At 37.6% G+C, this 16,319-nt stretch carries 19 protein-coding genes and 1 riboswitch; all 19 genes read right to left on the bottom strand.

The window, feature by feature from the left end; genetic code table 11:
• Positions 1 to 20: 20 nt before the first annotated feature.
• The 19 genes from BUA73_RS09230 to cobT all read right to left on the bottom strand — a co-directional run bounded on the left by BUA73_RS09230 (position 21) and on the right by cobT (position 16,316).
• A complete protein-coding gene (locus tag BUA73_RS09230; RefSeq protein ID WP_072903845.1) occupies positions 21 to 242 on the bottom strand; it encodes a DUF1450 domain-containing protein in 222 nt (73 codons plus the stop codon).
• Between the two features lie 33 nt (positions 243 to 275).
• Positions 276 to 1,037: a cobalt-precorrin-6A reductase gene (locus BUA73_RS09235; protein ID WP_072903846.1), complete on the bottom strand. Its 762-nt coding sequence runs from the start codon at positions 1,035 to 1,037 to the stop codon at positions 276 to 278.
• Positions 1,037 to 1,759 carry a precorrin-3B C(17)-methyltransferase gene (gene cobJ, locus BUA73_RS09240; RefSeq protein WP_072903847.1) on the bottom strand — a complete coding sequence of 241 codons (723 nt, stop codon included), beginning with the start codon at positions 1,757 to 1,759 and terminating at the stop codon, positions 1,037 to 1,039. Before cobJ ends, BUA73_RS09235 begins: the two co-directional genes overlap by 1 nt.
• Before the next feature lie 32 nt (positions 1,760 to 1,791).
• Positions 1,792 to 2,793 (bottom strand): cobalt-precorrin 5A hydrolase, encoded by a 1,002-nt coding sequence (gene cbiG / locus BUA73_RS09245; RefSeq protein WP_072903899.1) that lies wholly within the window; start codon positions 2,791 to 2,793, stop codon positions 1,792 to 1,794.
• 1 nt (position 2,794) lies between these two features.
• On the bottom strand, positions 2,795 to 3,550 hold the full coding sequence (gene cobM, locus BUA73_RS09250; protein WP_072903848.1) for a precorrin-4 C(11)-methyltransferase: 756 nt from the start codon (positions 3,548 to 3,550) through the stop codon (positions 2,795 to 2,797).
• Between the two features lie 16 nt (positions 3,551 to 3,566).
• Positions 3,567 to 4,232 carry a cobalt-factor II C(20)-methyltransferase gene (locus BUA73_RS09255; protein WP_072903849.1) on the bottom strand — a complete coding sequence of 222 codons (666 nt, stop codon included), beginning with the start codon at positions 4,230 to 4,232 and terminating at the stop codon, positions 3,567 to 3,569.
• Between the two features lie 16 nt (positions 4,233 to 4,248).
• Positions 4,249 to 4,812 (bottom strand): precorrin-6Y C5,15-methyltransferase (decarboxylating) subunit CbiT, encoded by a 564-nt coding sequence (gene cbiT, locus BUA73_RS09260; protein ID WP_072903850.1) that lies wholly within the window; start codon positions 4,810 to 4,812, stop codon positions 4,249 to 4,251.
• Between the two features lie 3 nt (positions 4,813 to 4,815).
• The gene (gene cbiE / locus BUA73_RS09265) at positions 4,816 to 5,430 is read right to left on the bottom strand and encodes a precorrin-6y C5,15-methyltransferase (decarboxylating) subunit CbiE (RefSeq protein ID WP_072903851.1); all 615 of its coding nucleotides are present in this window, start codon (positions 5,428 to 5,430) and stop codon (positions 4,816 to 4,818) included.
• 20 nt (positions 5,431 to 5,450) lie between these two features.
• The gene (cbiD, locus tag BUA73_RS09270; protein WP_072903852.1) at positions 5,451 to 6,530 is read right to left on the bottom strand and encodes a cobalt-precorrin-5B (C(1))-methyltransferase CbiD; all 1,080 of its coding nucleotides are present in this window, start codon (positions 6,528 to 6,530) and stop codon (positions 5,451 to 5,453) included.
• 21 nt (positions 6,531 to 6,551) lie between these two features.
• Positions 6,552 to 7,178, bottom strand: a complete 627-nt coding sequence (locus BUA73_RS09275) for a precorrin-8X methylmutase (protein ID WP_072903853.1) — start codon at positions 7,176 to 7,178, stop codon at positions 6,552 to 6,554.
• A gap of 21 nt (positions 7,179 to 7,199) precedes the next feature.
• Positions 7,200 to 8,531, bottom strand: a complete 1,332-nt coding sequence (locus BUA73_RS09280) for a cobyrinic acid a,c-diamide synthase CobB (protein ID WP_072903854.1) — start codon at positions 8,529 to 8,531, stop codon at positions 7,200 to 7,202.
• Positions 8,503 to 9,609 (bottom strand): pyridoxal phosphate-dependent aminotransferase, encoded by a 1,107-nt coding sequence (locus BUA73_RS09285; RefSeq protein ID WP_072903855.1) that lies wholly within the window; start codon positions 9,607 to 9,609, stop codon positions 8,503 to 8,505. Before BUA73_RS09285 ends, BUA73_RS09280 begins: the two co-directional genes overlap by 29 nt.
• Positions 9,609 to 10,577 (bottom strand): adenosylcobinamide-phosphate synthase CbiB, encoded by a 969-nt coding sequence (gene cbiB, locus BUA73_RS09290; RefSeq protein ID WP_072903856.1) that lies wholly within the window; start codon positions 10,575 to 10,577, stop codon positions 9,609 to 9,611. Before cbiB ends, BUA73_RS09285 begins: the two co-directional genes overlap by 1 nt.
• The gene (locus tag BUA73_RS09295) at positions 10,577 to 12,091 is read right to left on the bottom strand and encodes a cobyric acid synthase (RefSeq protein ID WP_072903857.1); all 1,515 of its coding nucleotides are present in this window, start codon (positions 12,089 to 12,091) and stop codon (positions 10,577 to 10,579) included. The genes cbiB and BUA73_RS09295 overlap by 1 nt, the downstream gene beginning before the upstream one ends.
• A gap of 18 nt (positions 12,092 to 12,109) precedes the next feature.
• A complete protein-coding gene (locus BUA73_RS09300) occupies positions 12,110 to 12,934 on the bottom strand; it encodes a sirohydrochlorin cobaltochelatase (RefSeq protein WP_072903858.1) in 825 nt (274 codons plus the stop codon).
• Positions 12,935 to 13,042: 108 nt separating this feature from the next.
• A riboswitch (cobalamin riboswitch) is annotated at positions 13,043 to 13,221 on the bottom strand.
• 85 nt (positions 13,222 to 13,306) lie between these two features.
• Positions 13,307 to 14,077: an adenosylcobinamide-GDP ribazoletransferase gene (gene cobS / locus BUA73_RS09305; protein WP_072903859.1), complete on the bottom strand. Its 771-nt coding sequence runs from the start codon at positions 14,075 to 14,077 to the stop codon at positions 13,307 to 13,309.
• 14 nt (positions 14,078 to 14,091) lie between these two features.
• Positions 14,092 to 14,640: a bifunctional adenosylcobinamide kinase/adenosylcobinamide-phosphate guanylyltransferase gene (cobU, locus tag BUA73_RS09310; RefSeq protein WP_072903860.1), complete on the bottom strand. Its 549-nt coding sequence runs from the start codon at positions 14,638 to 14,640 to the stop codon at positions 14,092 to 14,094.
• Positions 14,641 to 14,642: 2 nt separating this feature from the next.
• A complete protein-coding gene (gene cobC, locus BUA73_RS09315; RefSeq protein ID WP_072903861.1) occupies positions 14,643 to 15,242 on the bottom strand; it encodes an alpha-ribazole phosphatase in 600 nt (199 codons plus the stop codon).
• A 6-nt stretch (positions 15,243 to 15,248) separates the two neighbouring features.
• Positions 15,249 to 16,316, bottom strand: a complete 1,068-nt coding sequence (gene cobT / locus BUA73_RS09320) for a nicotinate-nucleotide--dimethylbenzimidazole phosphoribosyltransferase (protein ID WP_072903862.1) — start codon at positions 16,314 to 16,316, stop codon at positions 15,249 to 15,251.
• Positions 16,317 to 16,319 lie beyond the last annotated feature (3 nt).

Below are 16,319 nucleotides of genomic sequence, written 5' to 3' on the forward strand. Positions count from 1 at the left end.
CCAGTAATAATAATATAGTTTTAAATACTATCCTTCTTAAAATTTACTATCATATCGTACAATTCCTGTGCTGTATCCGCTTCTAAGAACTTTCCATCCACACGGCAGATATACTTGTGTGTGCACTTATCACAGACGCCAATGCACTTGTTTATCCTAATTTCGTATTCATCCCCCTTTTTCTCTAACATTTTTATAACCTGTTCACTACAAAGATTCTCTTTACAAAAACTTACTAACATTTTTACCTCCACATAAAAGAGGGCATCAGCCCTCTATAGTTCTTTAATATGACTGCATAGCTCCTCTTCGGAGTTAAAGGTATTTAGACTATCTTCATTATCTCTCACTAATATAATAGCCCTAATACCACTGTTTATGCAAGCCCTAATTTTCTCTTTTGTTCCACCTTGTACTCCACTATCCTTCATTATCATAGCCTTTATATTAAAGTCCTTAATAAAAGCCATATTCAAATCGTAGCTTATGGGACCTTTTATGGCGTGAATGTTGTCTGGCATTATGCTTAAAGCATGAAGCTCCTGCATTACCTTTAGTGTAGGCAATACCCTATGAATCACATTGTTTTTAAGGTTAAGCTTTAGGATCTTTTCAATATTTCTGCTGCCAGATGTGTTTAAGATAGCACCCTGTATGTCCTTTAGCGCTTCTTTTATTTCGCTGTAATCGTGTATGCACCTTACATTGGGATGATTTTTGAACTCTTCAATTACTGAAGGCCTTTCGTATCTAAAGTACTTTATACCAGTAATAAAACAGGCTCTTTTCAAGTTCTCAGTTATAATCAGTGCATAAGGGTGGGAGCCGTCCACAAATACTTCTATATTGTGTTTTTTAATGACGCTGACTAGGGCCTCTTGGTCTAAGGGCTCCGTATTTAAGACCTTAAATTTATAATTACTTAAGAGCTGGCCACCGTATTCTGTAGCTGTGGATACAAATATATCATCTGTGAATTCATTTAATAAGGATAGTATTTTTTTCCCCTCGGAAGTCCCAAGAATCAAACCGATCATTATTTCATCACCTTGTATCCTCTAGGAGTTATGATTCTGCCATTTTCGCTATAGCTTTGGCTATTGCCTATTATCACTATGGACATCATATCTACCACCTCTGCATCGAAGTTTTCAAGGCTAAATATTCTCACCTCTTGTCCTTCCCTCAAAGCGTGCTTTACCACTCCCACTGGAGTATTTAAATCTCTGTATTTTTTTATTATCTCTATGCACTCTGAAAGGTATGCTGGTCTTCCCTTGCTCTTTGGGTTGTAGAGAGAAATTACAAAATCTGCTGAAGCCGCTGCCTCAACTCTCTTTTTTATTAAATCATAAGGTGTCAAAAGATCGCTTAAGCTGATGTTGCAGTTGTCGTGCATAAGTGGTGCACCCAATACCGATGCTGCTGCACAGGAAGCCGTAACTCCCGGTATAATCTCCACATTTGCATTGTTGTCAAGTTGTAGTATAAGTCCAGCCATGCCGTATATACCTGAATCCCCTGTGCTTATGACAGATACAATTTTATCCTCTGCCAGTTCTATAGCCTTTCTACAACGTTCTTCTTCACCCTTCATTCCTGTTTCATAAACTTCTTTTCCCTTTAACATAGGTTCTATCATATCAATATATCTAGAATACCCAACTACTATATCACTGTCGTCAATGGCCTTTTGTGCCTTTATGGTCATGTAATCCATGCCCCCTGGGCCGATGCCAATAACATATAACTTCTTCATAGTATATTTTCTCCTTTTTCTATGGTTTGTCTTTAAATTATCTGTCCTATGCTTATGGTCATACCCTTAATGCATATTTTATCTGTAATAAGTCTCCCACCTAGAAGTTCTACACAGGGCTGACACACAGCTCTTACTCCTATGGTCTTCATGACAAAATCTGAACCTTGGTATTTAAGGTGAAATTTTTCTATTTCATCCTTTTGAAATACCACCATGGGACAATTTAAGTGATCCGAAAGCTCCTTTATGGCACTTTCATTTTCTTTAACCCAGGCTGTAGCTATGGACTTTACACTTCTCTCATCTATGTTCAGTGTCTTCAATAATTCCCTTGTGTTTTCTATCATAAGTTCACCACTGTAATCTTTTCTACACCCTATACCCAATACAATATTCTTTTGTATCAGTTTTAAAACACAAAAGGCATTTTCTACTTTAGGTTCCCTTTTATTTGTCACCACAACTACACCCTTATAACTTTCTTTGGGGTTGTATCTTAAATAGCCTTTGGGCAGAATTTCGCTATGCTCCCAGATAAAAGCTACTCTTTCCCCGTTTACAAGAGAGGCTGCAATATCCTTGCATTTCTTCATATCTTCAATTATTAAGTTGTTGTCCTTTGCAAAAATATCCGGTGCTGTTATATTCAGATTGTCTGTGGCCGTGGTGATAATAGGTGTGACACCAAGTTTTTCGTATAATTCCTGACACAAACCGTTGGCACCACCTAAGTGGCCTCCAATCAGGGAGATAGCGTACTGCATCTTGTTGTCTATTACAACTACTCCTGGGTCGCTAGTTTTGCTATTTATAAACTCTGCTATACTTCTAACCGCTATGCCCGTTGAAGAAATAAAGATAATATAGTCTACCTTTTGAAATACTTGTGACACCACATTTTTAATCTTCATGGTTTTTGTAGTCTCTCTTTTAAATACTTCCACCTTATAATTTTCGCAAAGCTTTTCCTTTATCTTATCTGAAATTTCATCGCCATGGTCCGTTACACATATAACAGCTATCTTATCCATTTTATTTTTGTCCCTCTCTGAACATATGGGAAAATGTTTTATCGTATAATTTGCTTTTGTCATAGCTGCAGTCAATGAAATCTCCTACCAATATCTGTGCACACTTTGTGATTCCTGCGTCCTTAACCTTTTGAGATATGTCATCAAGGGTACCGAAGATAGCTCTTTCATCTTCCCAAGTTGCTCTTTCAACTATGGCTATAGGCACATTTCTTCCATAGCCCTTTCTCAGCTTTTCAACAACCTTGTCTATCATGCTGATGGATAGGAATATTGCCATGGAAGCTCCTATTCTAGCTAGGTTCTCTAAGTCCTCAGTCTCTGGCACTGGTGTTCTTCCCTCTACCCTTGTTAAAATTAAAGTTTGAGTTACAGAAGGAAGGGTGAACTCCTTTTTGATGGCAGCAGCCGCCGCTGTGCAGGAGCTAACTCCAGGTATAACTTCATATTTTATGTCTCCATGCTTATCTAATTCGTCCATTTGCTCTTTTATAGCACCATAAATCGAAGGATCTCCTGTGTGAAGTCTAACCACAGTCTTTCCTTCCTTTTCTGCTTTAAGCATAATTTCTATAACTTCATCTAAATTCATAGATGCAGAATTGTATTTTTCCACACCTTCCTTGCAGAACTTCATGTGTTCTGGGCTTACAAGAGAACCAGCGTATATTACTACGTCAGCCTTCATTAAAGTATCTCTTCCCTTTACTGTTATTAAATCCACATCTCCAGGACCTGCTCCTATAAAATATATCATGTTATTTCCTCCCAATTTACTTTCTTCTTGCAATTATAAGGCTCATATAATCTCTATTGTTTATTATCTCTTCCTTTGAGGTCAGTATCTGCTGCTGTTCTGATCCAACTCTTCTAACACAGGTGTACTGAAATCCTCTTTCTTCAAGAAACTCTATAACTTCTTTTTCTACTTTGTAAAACTTCATTATAACTAAAAACTTTTCATCTTTTACAGAGTCTAGTCTTGTGGCAGGCAGTATCAAAAGAGGTTCATCTCCTATTACTAAAGGTTTGCCCACTGCCGAAGCCGAAGCACAAAAGGAGGTTATACCTGGCACCGTTATAACTTCAATGCCCTTTCCCTTTATATGCTCTAAAAGATATGTATATGTACTAAATACAAAAGGGTCTCCTATGGTAAGAAAGGCCACATCATTGTCTTCCTTTATAAGGGCTGCAATCTCTTCGTAGGCTTCGTATATCTTCTTTTCCTGATCCTTACCTCCCATGGGGAACTGCTTAAAAATCACCCTTGTATTCTCTTCAATATAGTCCTTTGCGATGTTGTAGGCCATGCTGTCTCCACCTGCCACAGCTGTTGGCACCACTATTACATCTACTTTTTTTATTATATTGACAGCTTTCACTGTAATTAACTCTTTATCTCCAGGGCCAACGCCTATTCCGTATAACTTTCCCATCTTTATCTCCTTCAATCTATAACTTCACTGCTTTAACAATAAAAATTGGATTTAATGCTAATAGCATGTATGTATTTTCCTTTGTCTTGCTCACTGCAATTTCACTGCATTGGGCTTTCATACCCATGGATTTTAGCTTTTCCATGGCTTTGTAGAGATTGTTTATGGTTATGAAGTTTAAAACCATGGTACCTCCAGTTTTAAGCTTTTTGTAGCTCTCTTCTATTATAAATTCCAGCTCCCCACTACTTCCACCTATGAAAACTGAATCAAACTCTGTATTTATTTCCTTAAGCTTTTCTCCTGCGCTGCCCTCCATTAGAGTCAAGTTTTTTACTTGAAATTTCTCTATGTTGGCTTTTATAGTATTTATGGCATCTTGGTCCTTTTCTATGCCTATGACACTGCCCTTAGAGCAAATCTTCGCAGCTTGAATAGTGACAGAACCAGTTCCCGCTCCCACATCTAAAACGCAAGAGTTCTCTTCTAATTCCATTTTTGCAATGCTTAGTATTCTTATTTCTTCTTTAGTCATGGGGCACTTACCCCTTAAAAATTCTTCATCTTTTATATATCTCATTTTTTAATCCCTTTCTATGACAAGTACGCTAAGACAGGAGTACTGTCCCTTAGCTACTTCTTCAATGGTAGCCTTTGTTATGACTTCATCTTCATAGGATAAATTTTCACCCACATAGGCCCTACCTTTGATATGGTTTTCATGCAACATCTTACACAGTGTTTCAGGTGTATATTTATCGTCCACCAGCCAAAAACTCTCTTTGTATTGCCTTACCATATCTATAAAGTTTTCTTCTCTTCCGTGCATACTGCCCACATAGGCATTTTGCCAAGGCAATGCCAGTTTGCAGCTAAGATACTGAAAAGAGCTAAGACCAGGTATCACATTTACATCACTGCATATGTTGTTTTTCACGTAATTTGTTATACCATAATAACAAGGGTCTCCAGAGGCGATAATTCCTATACTACCGTATTTGCCGCTTTGGCACAGTTCCTTTAGATCTAAAATGCTGTTTAGGACAACTTTTTTATTATCTACGAAATTTATGCTGTCCATGGCTCTTTTAAATCCCACCAGTACTTCTACACTGTTTAAATATTTTTTGGCTTCTGGAAGAATATATTCTTCACTACCAGGTCCAAGTCCTATAATATATATTTTACTTTTCTCCATACAATCACCTTAATCGCCCTTTAGCACAATTCGTTGTAGAGTATGCCTCTGTTCATGGAATAAAGACATACTTCCGCTTCAATACTTTTATGAGTATAAAGGTAAATTCTGTTCTTTATTTTTTCACCTATGGTTTTGTAGATATTTTGGTACTTATCTCCTAGAACTTCAATGGCACCCTCTGTGGTCTTTTCCCTATAAACCTTCTCTACAAGCTCTAAAGGTGCCCCACAAAGAGCTAGCTCCAAAGCAAGCACCTCTAACCTAACATCACATACTCTGCTGTGAGTGTGAAAACATCCTGCAGACACCTTGCACATCTTTCCGATGTGACCTACAAACTTTATTTTCTTTATGCCAAGCTCCTCACAGCAGTCCAAAGCAAAACCTACAAAGTTTGAAATGGTTACAATGTGATCTTTATTTATGTTTAATTCAGCGCACCTATCTTCTCCCATGTTGCCAAATACAAAGACTGGCTCTATAACTCCATTGGCAAACTTCTGCCTTATTTCTAGTTTTATGGAGTCCTTCAAGGCTTCCTCCGACATTGGAGTTACAATACCTGTAGTACCCAGAATAGAAATACCACCGACTATGTTAAGCCTTGGATTGAAGGTCTTTTTCGCCACTTCCTCTCCACCTGGAACAAAGATGGTAATTTCCACACCCTTATCCTTTGGAAGAACTTTTCTAACCTCTTCTTCTATCATGGTCCTTGGCACTGGGTTTATGGCAGCTTCACCTTTTTTTATGTAAAGGCCTTCACCCATGACCATGCCAACGCCCTTACCGCCTTTTAAAGTAAAGGTTTTATCCGATTTCTCAGCCCTTGCAAATATTTTTAAACCGTGAGTTATGTCAATATCATCTCCGCCATCTTTCACAACGCAGCATTCTACATAATCTTCCCCCACTTTTATATCTTCTATGGGAAGGTCTAAAACAATGCCCTTAGGTGTATTTATTTTTATTGTAGATAATTCTTCTTTATTGTATAACATGTATGTGGCGGCTTTTGCCGCTGCTGTGGCACAGGATCCCGTGGTGTAACCACACCTTAGTTTTTTTCCTTCACTGTATACGTATAGATCTAACATATTCTCACCTTGTCTTTTATTCTAATCTCTCTTTACCACCATGTACATAAGTGCATTTATAATGGATGCAGCCACACCGCTGCCACCTTTTCTTCCTCTAATGCTGATCATAGGAACTGTCATTTTCTCAAATTCTTCTTTTGATTCCGCTGCTCCAACAAAGCCAATAGGTGCTGCCACAACAAATTCTGGCTTTGCTACTCCCTCTTCCATAAGCTCTTTTAGCCTAAATAATGCTGTGGGAGCGTTGCCAAATACAAATATTTTTACACCGTCTTTTACAGCCTTTTCAACACCCACAATGGAACGAGTAACGGCTCTTTCCTTTGCTTCTTTTGCTACTTCTTCATCGCTGACATAGCACTTTACATTGCAATTAAGCTGCTCTAGGGCTTTTTTATTTATACCTGACAATGCCATTTTTGTATCTGTGTATATGGTAGTGCCCTTTTTTAGAGCTACAAGAGCTGCATCAATGGCCCCTTCTCTAATGTAGGTTATATCCTTGTATTCAAAATCCGCCGTGGTGTGTATCACCCTTTTTATTATTTTAAGTTCTCTTTCAGTGAAATTGTGAGGTCCCATTTCCTCTCCAATTATCTCAAAACTTTTCACTTCTATATCCATAGGTTTTTTTACGTAATCCATTTAAATTCCTCCATGTACAATTTATTTAATATCAAACATAGCTTTTACAAATTCCATATTTCCGAAGAAGTGAAGGTGAGCATAGGCTCCTAAGGTGTTGTTTTTTACATAACCACACTTCCAGCTTTTCTTTTCCCCCAAGTAATTCACTTTTTCCACCTTGTATATTGTCTTGTCTTTGTTGTCCACATAGGATTTATGAAACTCATGACAATTAATAGAAAGCCCCTTTGGCAATATATTATTTTCTTCATCTATATTTACAGTGGCGTATCCAAAATTCTGCAATCTCTTTGCCATGTAGGAACAGCCGTGAAAGTATGCTACTAGCTCCTCTTCATCTCCCTTGCCATCAAGGGAAATAATGCTTTTTGTAAGGTACATCATTCCTCCACACTCTGCGTAGCACCTAACTCCACCTTCTAGAGCTTTTTTTATGCTATTTATCATGGACTTATTACTGCTTAATTCATGATAAAATACCTCTGGATATCCTCCTCCAATGTATAAAAAATCTATGTCTTCAGGAATTTTTTCATCATAGATAGGTGAGAAATATTGAACTTCTCCCAATTCCCTTAGAAGCTCTAGATTTTCAGCATAATAAAAGCTAAAACTCTTATCCATGGCCACAGCAATTTTTAGATTCTTATTTGCTAAATGAAAGTTATCTTCATACTTTTTTGTCTCTTTAAAACACTGCATAAGGGAATCTAAATCCACGTGCTTTTCCATGAGCTCTGCACATACTTCTATCTTTTCTTCCAAATCATCTATTTCACTGCTTTGAATAAGGCCTAAATGCCTGCTTCCAAGCTTTAATTCCTCACTTGCAGGAATGTAGCCGAAGACCTTAAGTTTGCAGTTTTTTTCAATGATGGTTTTTAAAAGTTGGTAGTAAGATGAGCTTATGTTATTTAATATAACTCCACAGATGGAATTTTCTTTGTAATTTAGTATGCCATTTATTTCAGCGCTTAATGTGGCACTTTGAGCCTTTGGAGATAATACAAGCACCGTTGGCAAGTCTAACATCTGTGATATTTCATAGGTAGACCCATCAGTATCTATGCCCTTTCCATCATAAAAGCCCATGACACCTTCCACCACAGCTAAATCTCCATTTCCCCTTGAAAATGCAGCTTTTACACCCTTTTCACCCATGAGAAATACATCCAGGTTTCGGCACCTATTTCCTGTTATCCTAGTGTGGAAAGCTGAATCTATGTAATCTGGGCCAACCTTATAAGGCTGCACCTTGTAGCCTCTATTTCCAAGAGCTTTTAACAAACCTAAAGTCACGGTGGTTTTACCTCCACCACTGCTATTTGATGATACCACTATTCCCTTCATCTCTTATCACTTCCTTCAACTTTTCTAAAAACACCTCATTAGTTTTTCTGTCCTTTATGGCAAACCTAAGGTATTTATCATTTAAACCTACGTAATTGTCTGCCTTTCTTATCAATACATGCTTTTCTATCATTTTATTGTATAGCTCTTGGCTATTTCCATTTTCCTTTAATTTCACCAATACAAAGTTGCCTTTGCTTCTGTAGACTTTTTCTATTATATCTATATATCTAAGGCAATTTAAAAAGTGATCCCTCTCTTTTAAAATCCACTGCCTACTTTTCTCTATGTAATCTCTGTCCTGAAGACAGTACTTTACGGCCACCTCTGCAAAACAGTTCACATTCCATGGATTTTGCATTTTTTTTATGTCTTGTAGGTATGCTTCATTGCCACAGCATCCATAGCCCATTCTTATGCCTGGCATGGCAAAAAATTTGGTCATGGCTCTTACTATGAAAAGGCATTTATACTCCTTTGTGTACTTAGTAAGGCTCTGATTTTCTTCGTCACAAGTAAATTCTATAAAGGCTTCATCCACAATTATCAGTTTTTTTTCAGCTTCTGCATACTCTAAAATTGCCATGAACTCTCTTATATCAATGGCGCTTCCATTGGGATTGTTTGGGTTTCCTATTATAAGGGTATGGTATTTTTTAAAATCCTCTAAGAGCTCTTTGTAGTCTAAGATAAAGTCTCCCATTTTTTCATCTAGGTCTATTTCCTTCATTGCATAATATCCATAGGGTACATTCCACTTTTTAAGACTTAATTCGTATTCACAAAAGGATGGCACCACTAGCAGTGCTGACTTGCAGCTTCCTATGGCAATATCCAGTATTTCTGCCGCTCCGTTGCCCACCACCATGTATTCCTTTGGAAGATGACAGTACTCTGACAGTTTCTCTTTTACAACTCTGTACTCAATGTCAGGGTATTTTTTTAAATTTTCCACTGCCTCTTGGATATTTTCCTTAAAGCTACTTGGCACTCCCAAGGGATTTATGTTGGAGCTGTAATCTAAAAGCTCTATATTCTTAAAAAGTCCTTCGCTGTATATATCTCCACCGTGTAACATTAGAAAATGATCCTCCACAATATAATAATTATAAAATAAATAATATACATTAGAATTTCCGCAGCGTACATAAGTTTTATGCACTGAAGAATGTGGTATTTTTCTAGAGCTATCACATCATCCCCCATGGTTGGTTTGTATATGACTTGACCAAAATAGGTGTTAGTGCCTCCTAATTGTACTTTCATGGCTCCTGCCGCTGCTGCCTCTGGATAAGCGCAGTTGGGACTTTTGTGATTGTGTCTATCTCTAACCATTATTCTAAATGACTTAAGGACATTTCCCCCTACTACTGGTGCGCTTAAAGCAATTAAAAGCCCCGTTATCCTAGCTGGAATATAATTAAATACGTCATCAACCTTTGCAGGGAAAAAGCCAATATGCTTAAATTCCTCAGTCAAGTATCCTAACATGGAGTCCATGGTGTTTATTCCTTTGTACATCATGGCACCTGCTCCTCCAAAGGGTCCAAATAACATGGCAAAAAACATAGGAGCAATGACTCCATCCGCCGTGTTCTCAGCTATGGTTTCCACATCGGCTCTTATTACTTCGTGTTCACTTAAATCCTTTGTCTCTCTTCCAACTATGTATGATAGTTTAACTCTAGCTTCCTTCAAATCATCTTTTTCCAGCTCTAAGTATATCTTTTTGCCCTCCACCCCAAGGCATTTGCAAGCTAAAGTGGTCCACAAGATAAATACATTTATGATATGGTGCAATAATGGGATTTCCCTTGTCACAAGCAAAAGTAAAAAGGGAATAATGAAAGTCACAAATGCCACGGTGATTACTATAAAACCTCCACCAAATTTAAGGGCTTTTGAACTTTTGCATCTCTTACGTGTAAACTTTTGCAGCTTTGATATGAGTTTTCCAATGTATATAACTGGGTGAGGGAATCCATAGGGATCCCCAATTACCCAATCTATAATAATGGCAATTAAAATGTCTAAGGCATACCACATTACTTATCACTTTCCTTAATAATCTCATAAATTTTGTCCATATCTAAGGATTCCCTTACTATATCCGCCAATCTATCCAGTTCCTTTTCCCTTAAGCTTTCGTAAACAGCTGATTTTTTTTCTTCTATATTCTTTTCTCTTCTAAGCATGTTTATGACAAACTCTCTAAACTCTGTTCCATCAAAAATTCCGTGGATGTAAGTTCCCATGATATTTCCTTTAGAGTTTACTGCCCCATCATCTAAACTGCACTCTTCTCCATTCCTTGTCTTTATATGAAATAAAGCTTTAGAGGCCTTTCCGTAATTGCAGATTCCCATGTGGATTTCGTAGCCATATACATTGCCAGTGAACTGTGAAAAATTTTCTCCCTTATGTTCTTTGTCCATGCCTACAGCTTCTACTCTTGTGGTGACTTTTTCTTCTTCAAAAACCGTCTCTATATCTAGAAGTCCCATGCCCTTTGTCTCCTCAATGGATGATTCAGTTTTGTATGGATCTTTTATTGTGTTTCCAAGTATCTGGTAGCCACCGCAGATGCCTATTATCTTCTTATTTTTTTCAGCGTGTTCTAAAATCTTCTTCTCTAAACCTTCATTTCGTATGTAATTAAGGTCTTCTATGGTATTTTTGCTGCCAAGAATTATCACCAAGTCTGGATCTCCAAATTCATCTTTTTTCTCCACAAATCTCACTGATACGTCTTCCTCCAAGGCAAGAGCATCTACGTCTGTAAAGTTTGATACGTGAGGAAGTTTTACACAAGCAATATCAATGGGCGCTGTTACTTTTTTATTTAACTTAACTGCCCCATCCTCATCCTCTAGATTCAATTTAAAATATGGAACCACACCAAGGGAAGGTTTATGTATTATATCCTCTAGCATATTAAGGCCTGGCTTTAGTATTTCTACGTCACCTCTAAATTTATTTATAATGGTGCCCTTTATTCTATCTTTTTCCGAATCATTCATCAAAAGCAAAGTTCCTGCAAGAGATGCAAATACTCCACCCTTGTCTATATCGCCTATAAGAAGAACAGGTGCATCTACCAGCTCTGCCATGCCCATATTTACGATGTCATTTTCCCTTAAATTTATCTCTGCCGGCGATCCTGCCCCTTCCATCACCACCACATCAAACTTTTTCTCCATTTCTTCAAACTGGTTTTTTAACATTGTGGCAAATTGTGGTTTCATCCTGTGGTAATCCATGGCCGTTGTGTTGCACAAAACCTTTCCATTTACGATTACTTGGCATTTTTTATCTCCCGTTGGCTTTAAAAGTATGGGATTCATGTAGGCTTCAGGTTCCATGCCACAGGCATAGGCTTGTAGTACTTGAGCTCTACCCATTTCCTTTCCATCCATTGTTATATAAGAATTAAGGCTCATATTCTGTGCTTTAAATGGGACTACTGAGTAACCGTCCTGTTTAAGTATTCTACAAAGCGCCGTAACGAGAATACTCTTGCCCACTGAAGAACCTGTACCTTGAAACATTATTCTAGCCATTGCTATTCCTCCCTATTATTACATACCCTTTTTGTTTTTTCCCAATTCTCCGTAGGTATCATTTATTGCATCCTTCAAATGCTGTACATATATTTTCTGAATTTCTTCATTTTCACCTAAGCCGTGCATATACACCTTTGTTTTAATGCCCTGGGCTTGCAAGATGGATTTAAAGGAATCCTCATCATCCCCTGCCATATCATTTTGTGCGTGATCCCCAGCCACCAGCATAAAAGGCATAAGTGTTATTTCCATCACATTTTTTTCTTTTATTTTCTTTAATGCATCACTAATGTATGGATATCCTTCTACATTTGCCATGAATACATTTTCCATGCCACAATCATGGAACACCATTTCCATGCAGGAGTAAACTGCATTGGCATAATGAGGGGTTCCGTGACCCATTAATAGCACGTTATGTCCCCTATAAATTTGTTTTTTCACAGCTTCTGCCATGATGGTGTAATCGTCAATACCCTCTTCCTCACACTTATAGTAAAGCAGTGGTCTACCTATTTTCACACTTTTAAATCTGTTTTCATATTTTTCTTTTATGGTGTTAATGTAGTCGTACTCAAGCCCTGGTATAAGGTGCAGTGGCTGCATTACTACCTCATCAAAGCCATCTGCAGCAAATTTCTCCATGGCCTCTTCTGGTGTATCCACTATTATATTGTCTCTATTTTTTAATTTTTTTATTATTATGTGGGATGTGAATGCCCTTCTAACTTCATATTCTTTAAAGTTTTCCTTAATTCTATCTTCTATGGCTTCAATGGTTTTTTTTCTTGTTTCCGCAAAGCTAGTTCCGAAACTTACAACTAATATTCCTTTTTTCATAAAACTATCCTCCCATAAAAAAAACTTCGGCAAAAAAGCCGAAGTCATCTATCATATAATATACTGCCTCATCATTATATTTTAGATCAGCCACTCCCTCCGACGGCTTTAAATCCATGGTTTCAGGCAGGTCTCCTGACTTGTGACTCATCCCTTTAATGCTTTGTTCCTTCCTCTAAAATAAAAGTGGATACAAAGCTTAGTCATCACTTACAGTAGCGGGGGCTGTTATGGCTTTTACCATATTCCCTTTTCACCAAAATGGCACCTGAAACTCTAATTATATAATTACATCTTTAGTTTATATTATTTATATGAAAGTGTCAATTTGAAAGATTGTGCACAACTTCCACAATTTATTCTTTCTGTGTATTATGATGAAATGATTATGTATATAAGCATCATGGACAAATCCACAATTTCAAAGTTGCACCCCAAGGTATCCCCATTGAGGCCGCCTATTTTGCTGTTGCAGAAGGCATTAAACAATGTGGAAATCACCATGGCACTGCCAATTAAAATTGATGTATTTAAAACTCCAACTGAAAGGCTGCTTATGGCAAAGGCTATAATAAATGCTAAAATCACGCCCTTCGCATCGGTGTTCTTTATGTAGATATTGGCTGAACTTACTTTCTTTGCCCTCTTTCCAATGGTGCAAATATACACCACTGAAAGTCTAGCTATAACAGGGGAAGCTACTAACATAAGGGCATTGTGTTTGCTTATTATCTCCCCTATAGCAGAATACCTAAGGAGCATATCCGCTACTATGGCAATGCAAGAGTAGGTACCAATCCTGCTATCCTTCATGATTTCCATGAGTTTTTCTGCATTTCCTTTAAAACAAAAGAAACCGTCAAAAACATCTCCCAATCCATCCATATGCAAGCCACCAGTCATAATTATGGTGGATAGCATGACAAAAATAGCCACTATGCCACTATTGGAAAATCCATAGGAAAAAACTTTATATACTCCCCATTGTAAGCCCCCCATGGCAAGTCCCACCACGGGGAAGAAGTATATACCTTGTCTAAAATTATCCTCTGTACAATTTAAATTTTTCTTTATGGGTATTCTAGTTAAAAATTGAAAGTACAGAAGAAAATTATTTATAAAATTCTTTACAAAGCTCTTCATATATCTATCACCTACTATTTTAGCTTTAAAGGAAGTCCACAGGCAACCAGGTATACTTCATCGCAAAGGGTTGCAGTGTATTGATTTACAAAGCCCGCCAAGTCTCTGTATATTCTTCCCAACTTGTAATCTGGCACCAAACCGTATCCCACTTCGTTTGTCACCATTACTAAATCAATATTCTTTTCTCTAACACTGTTTACTAACTTTTCAATTTCTCTTTCTGATATTCTCTTAATTTCTTCCATATCTTCACTTTTAAAGTTTTCAAAATCTCTATTTTCTTCAAAGAGGAGATTTGTTATCATGATAGTTATGCAGTCCAGTAAAACACCCGATCCCTGAAATTCATTTACGGGAAGGTGAAGGTCTTTGTAGCCTTCGTAGGTCTTCCACTTTTTATTTCTCGTATCTTTGTGCCTTTGGACTCTTTGTCTCATCTCCTCATCTGTTATTATAGAGGTTGCTATATATAAAATGTCATCTTTTTTTTGGAAGTATTTTTCTGCATAGGTACTCTTTCCGCTTCGACTTCCGCCTGTCACCAATATTACCTTGCCCAATTTTATTCCTCCTTAAAGTGATTTATATAATCTATAAATAAATTCCCGTACTCATATTTTATCATAGATACATCTCCGTTTTCGCTGGAGAACTTCCAAAATAACTCTGGCTTTTTGTTCATGATGTATGTGTAAATCACTTTTATTACACCTGCATGAGTTACAATTAATATATTTTCATCGTCTCCGTATTTTAACAAAACCTCGTCCATAAAATCGTACACCCTTTGGCAAAATTCCATATAACTTTCACCCTCTGGTATTTTGTACTCTAGCCAATTATTGCACCATTTTTCGTATTCTATGTTTAAGTATCTGTCATCTTTTAATTCTTCGTATGTTTTTCCTTCAAAGATGCCAAAATCTCTCTCTCTTATCCTTTCATCTTTTCGGGCGTGACTTTCAGTCACAATATATGCAGTTTCCTTTGCTCTTTTAAGGGGACTGCAAAATACTTTTTGAAAAGCAATATTCTCCATAAAAATTTTTATTTTTTCGCACTGAATAAATCCTTTTTCATTTAACCCCGGATCAACGGCTCCGTAATAGGTCCCCTTTTCGTTTTCCTCTGTATAACCATGGCGAATCAAATATAAATTCATAAACACTTACCTCATTTCAATAAGATAATCTGTGACGATTCCTGCATCATCAAAAGTGCCCATGTAATTCATCACATACATAGAAGCTTCCATTATTTTAAATCCCAAGGCACAGCCTGTCCCCTCACCAAGTCTCATTCTTAAATCCAGCATTGGGTTAAGGCCCATTTCCTTCATGACAAACTTGGCACCTGGCTCTGCTGACAAATGGGAGGCAAATATATAGTCCTTTACCAAAGGATTTAATTTGTAGGCGCAAAGTGCTGCTGCTGAAGCTATAAAACCATCAATTAATATAGGCGTTCTGTTCTTTGCTGCTCCTAAAAAGGCGCCGCAAAGCCCCGCTATATCCAATCCCCCCACCTTTGCCATTACATCAAGGCAATCTTCAGGATTTGGCTTGTTTACCTCCAACACTTTTCTAAGGATTCTCTTTTTATTTTCAAAGCCTTGGTCTGTAAGGGCTGAACCTCTACCTGCACACTCCTCCACTGGAATTCCCGACAAAGCGCTTATTACTGCAGCACTGGTGGTGGTGTTTCCGATGCCCATCTCTCCGGTACCCAATAAATCGTACCCTTTATTCACTAAATCTTCTGCTACTTGTATGCCCACCTCTATGGCTTTTACCACTTCTTCTTTTGTCATGGCAGGACCCTTTACCATATTTCTAGTTCCGTACATAACTTTTCTATTCAGTATCTTTGGATTGTCTATTTCTGCATCCACTCCAACATCCACCACAGTTATGTCGTTGTCAGCAAACCTAGACAGTGTGTTTACTCCCGTTATACCCCTTGTAAAATTGTTTGTGACGATGTAAGTTAATTTTTTAGGGCAGCTGCTAACGCCTTCTTCCACAATTCCATTGTCGGAGCACATTATTATAATATTTTTCTTGTGAAATTCATTTGTTATTTTGTTAGTTATTCCAGCCATTTTAGCTGCAATACACTCCAGCTCCCCAAGGCTTCCTATGGGCTTTGTAAATGCATCCAATCTCTCCCAAGCCTTTTTTACTGCTTCTTCATAAGCAGGTTTAATCTGTTTTAACGTACTATTTAGTAATTCCATCTC

Source organism: Hathewaya proteolytica DSM 3090, assembly GCF_900142225.1.
Lineage (GTDB): Bacteria > Bacillota > Clostridia > Clostridiales > Clostridiaceae > Hathewaya > Hathewaya proteolytica.

Coding starts and splice junctions, on each gene's coding strand:
- BUA73_RS09255 (WP_072903849.1), bottom strand. CDS start 4,232: ATGGGAAAGTTATACGGAATAGGCGTTGGCCCTGGAGATAAAGAGTTA.
- cbiT (WP_072903850.1), bottom strand. CDS start 4,812: ATGAGATATATAAAAGATGAAGAATTTTTAAGGGGTAAGTGCCCCATG.
- cobS (WP_072903859.1), bottom strand. CDS start 14,077: ATGAAGAGCTTTGTAAAGAATTTTATAAATAATTTTCTTCTGTACTTT.
- BUA73_RS09300 (WP_072903858.1), bottom strand. CDS start 12,934: ATGAAAAAAGGAATATTAGTTGTAAGTTTCGGAACTAGCTTTGCGGAA.
- BUA73_RS09230 (WP_072903845.1), bottom strand. CDS start 242: ATGTTAGTAAGTTTTTGTAAAGAGAATCTTTGTAGTGAACAGGTTATA.
- BUA73_RS09285 (WP_072903855.1), bottom strand. CDS start 9,609: ATGTTACACGGTGGAGATATATACAGCGAAGGACTTTTTAAGAATATA.
- cobJ (WP_072903847.1), bottom strand. CDS start 1,759: ATGAAGAAGTTATATGTTATTGGCATCGGCCCAGGGGGCATGGATTAC.
- BUA73_RS09275 (WP_072903853.1), bottom strand. CDS start 7,178: ATGGATTACGTAAAAAAACCTATGGATATAGAAGTGAAAAGTTTTGAG.
- cobM (WP_072903848.1), bottom strand. CDS start 3,550: ATGATATATTTTATAGGAGCAGGTCCTGGAGATGTGGATTTAATAACA.
- cobT (WP_072903862.1), bottom strand. CDS start 16,316: ATGGAATTACTAAATAGTACGTTAAAACAGATTAAACCTGCTTATGAA.
- BUA73_RS09295 (WP_072903857.1), bottom strand. CDS start 12,091: ATGGCTAGAATAATGTTTCAAGGTACAGGTTCTTCAGTGGGCAAGAGT.
- cobC (WP_072903861.1), bottom strand. CDS start 15,242: ATGAATTTATATTTGATTCGCCATGGTTATACAGAGGAAAACGAAAAG.
- cbiD (WP_072903852.1), bottom strand. CDS start 6,530: ATGTTAGATCTATACGTATACAGTGAAGGAAAAAAACTAAGGTGTGGT.
- BUA73_RS09235 (WP_072903846.1), bottom strand. CDS start 1,037: ATGATCGGTTTGATTCTTGGGACTTCCGAGGGGAAAAAAATACTATCC.
- cbiE (WP_072903851.1), bottom strand. CDS start 5,430: ATGGAGAAAAGTAAAATATATATTATAGGACTTGGACCTGGTAGTGAA.
- cbiB (WP_072903856.1), bottom strand. CDS start 10,577: ATGTGGTATGCCTTAGACATTTTAATTGCCATTATTATAGATTGGGTA.
- cbiG (WP_072903899.1), bottom strand. CDS start 2,793: ATGGATAAGATAGCTGTTATATGTGTAACGGACCATGGCGATGAAATT.
- BUA73_RS09280 (WP_072903854.1), bottom strand. CDS start 8,531: ATGAAGGGAATAGTGGTATCATCAAATAGCAGTGGTGGAGGTAAAACC.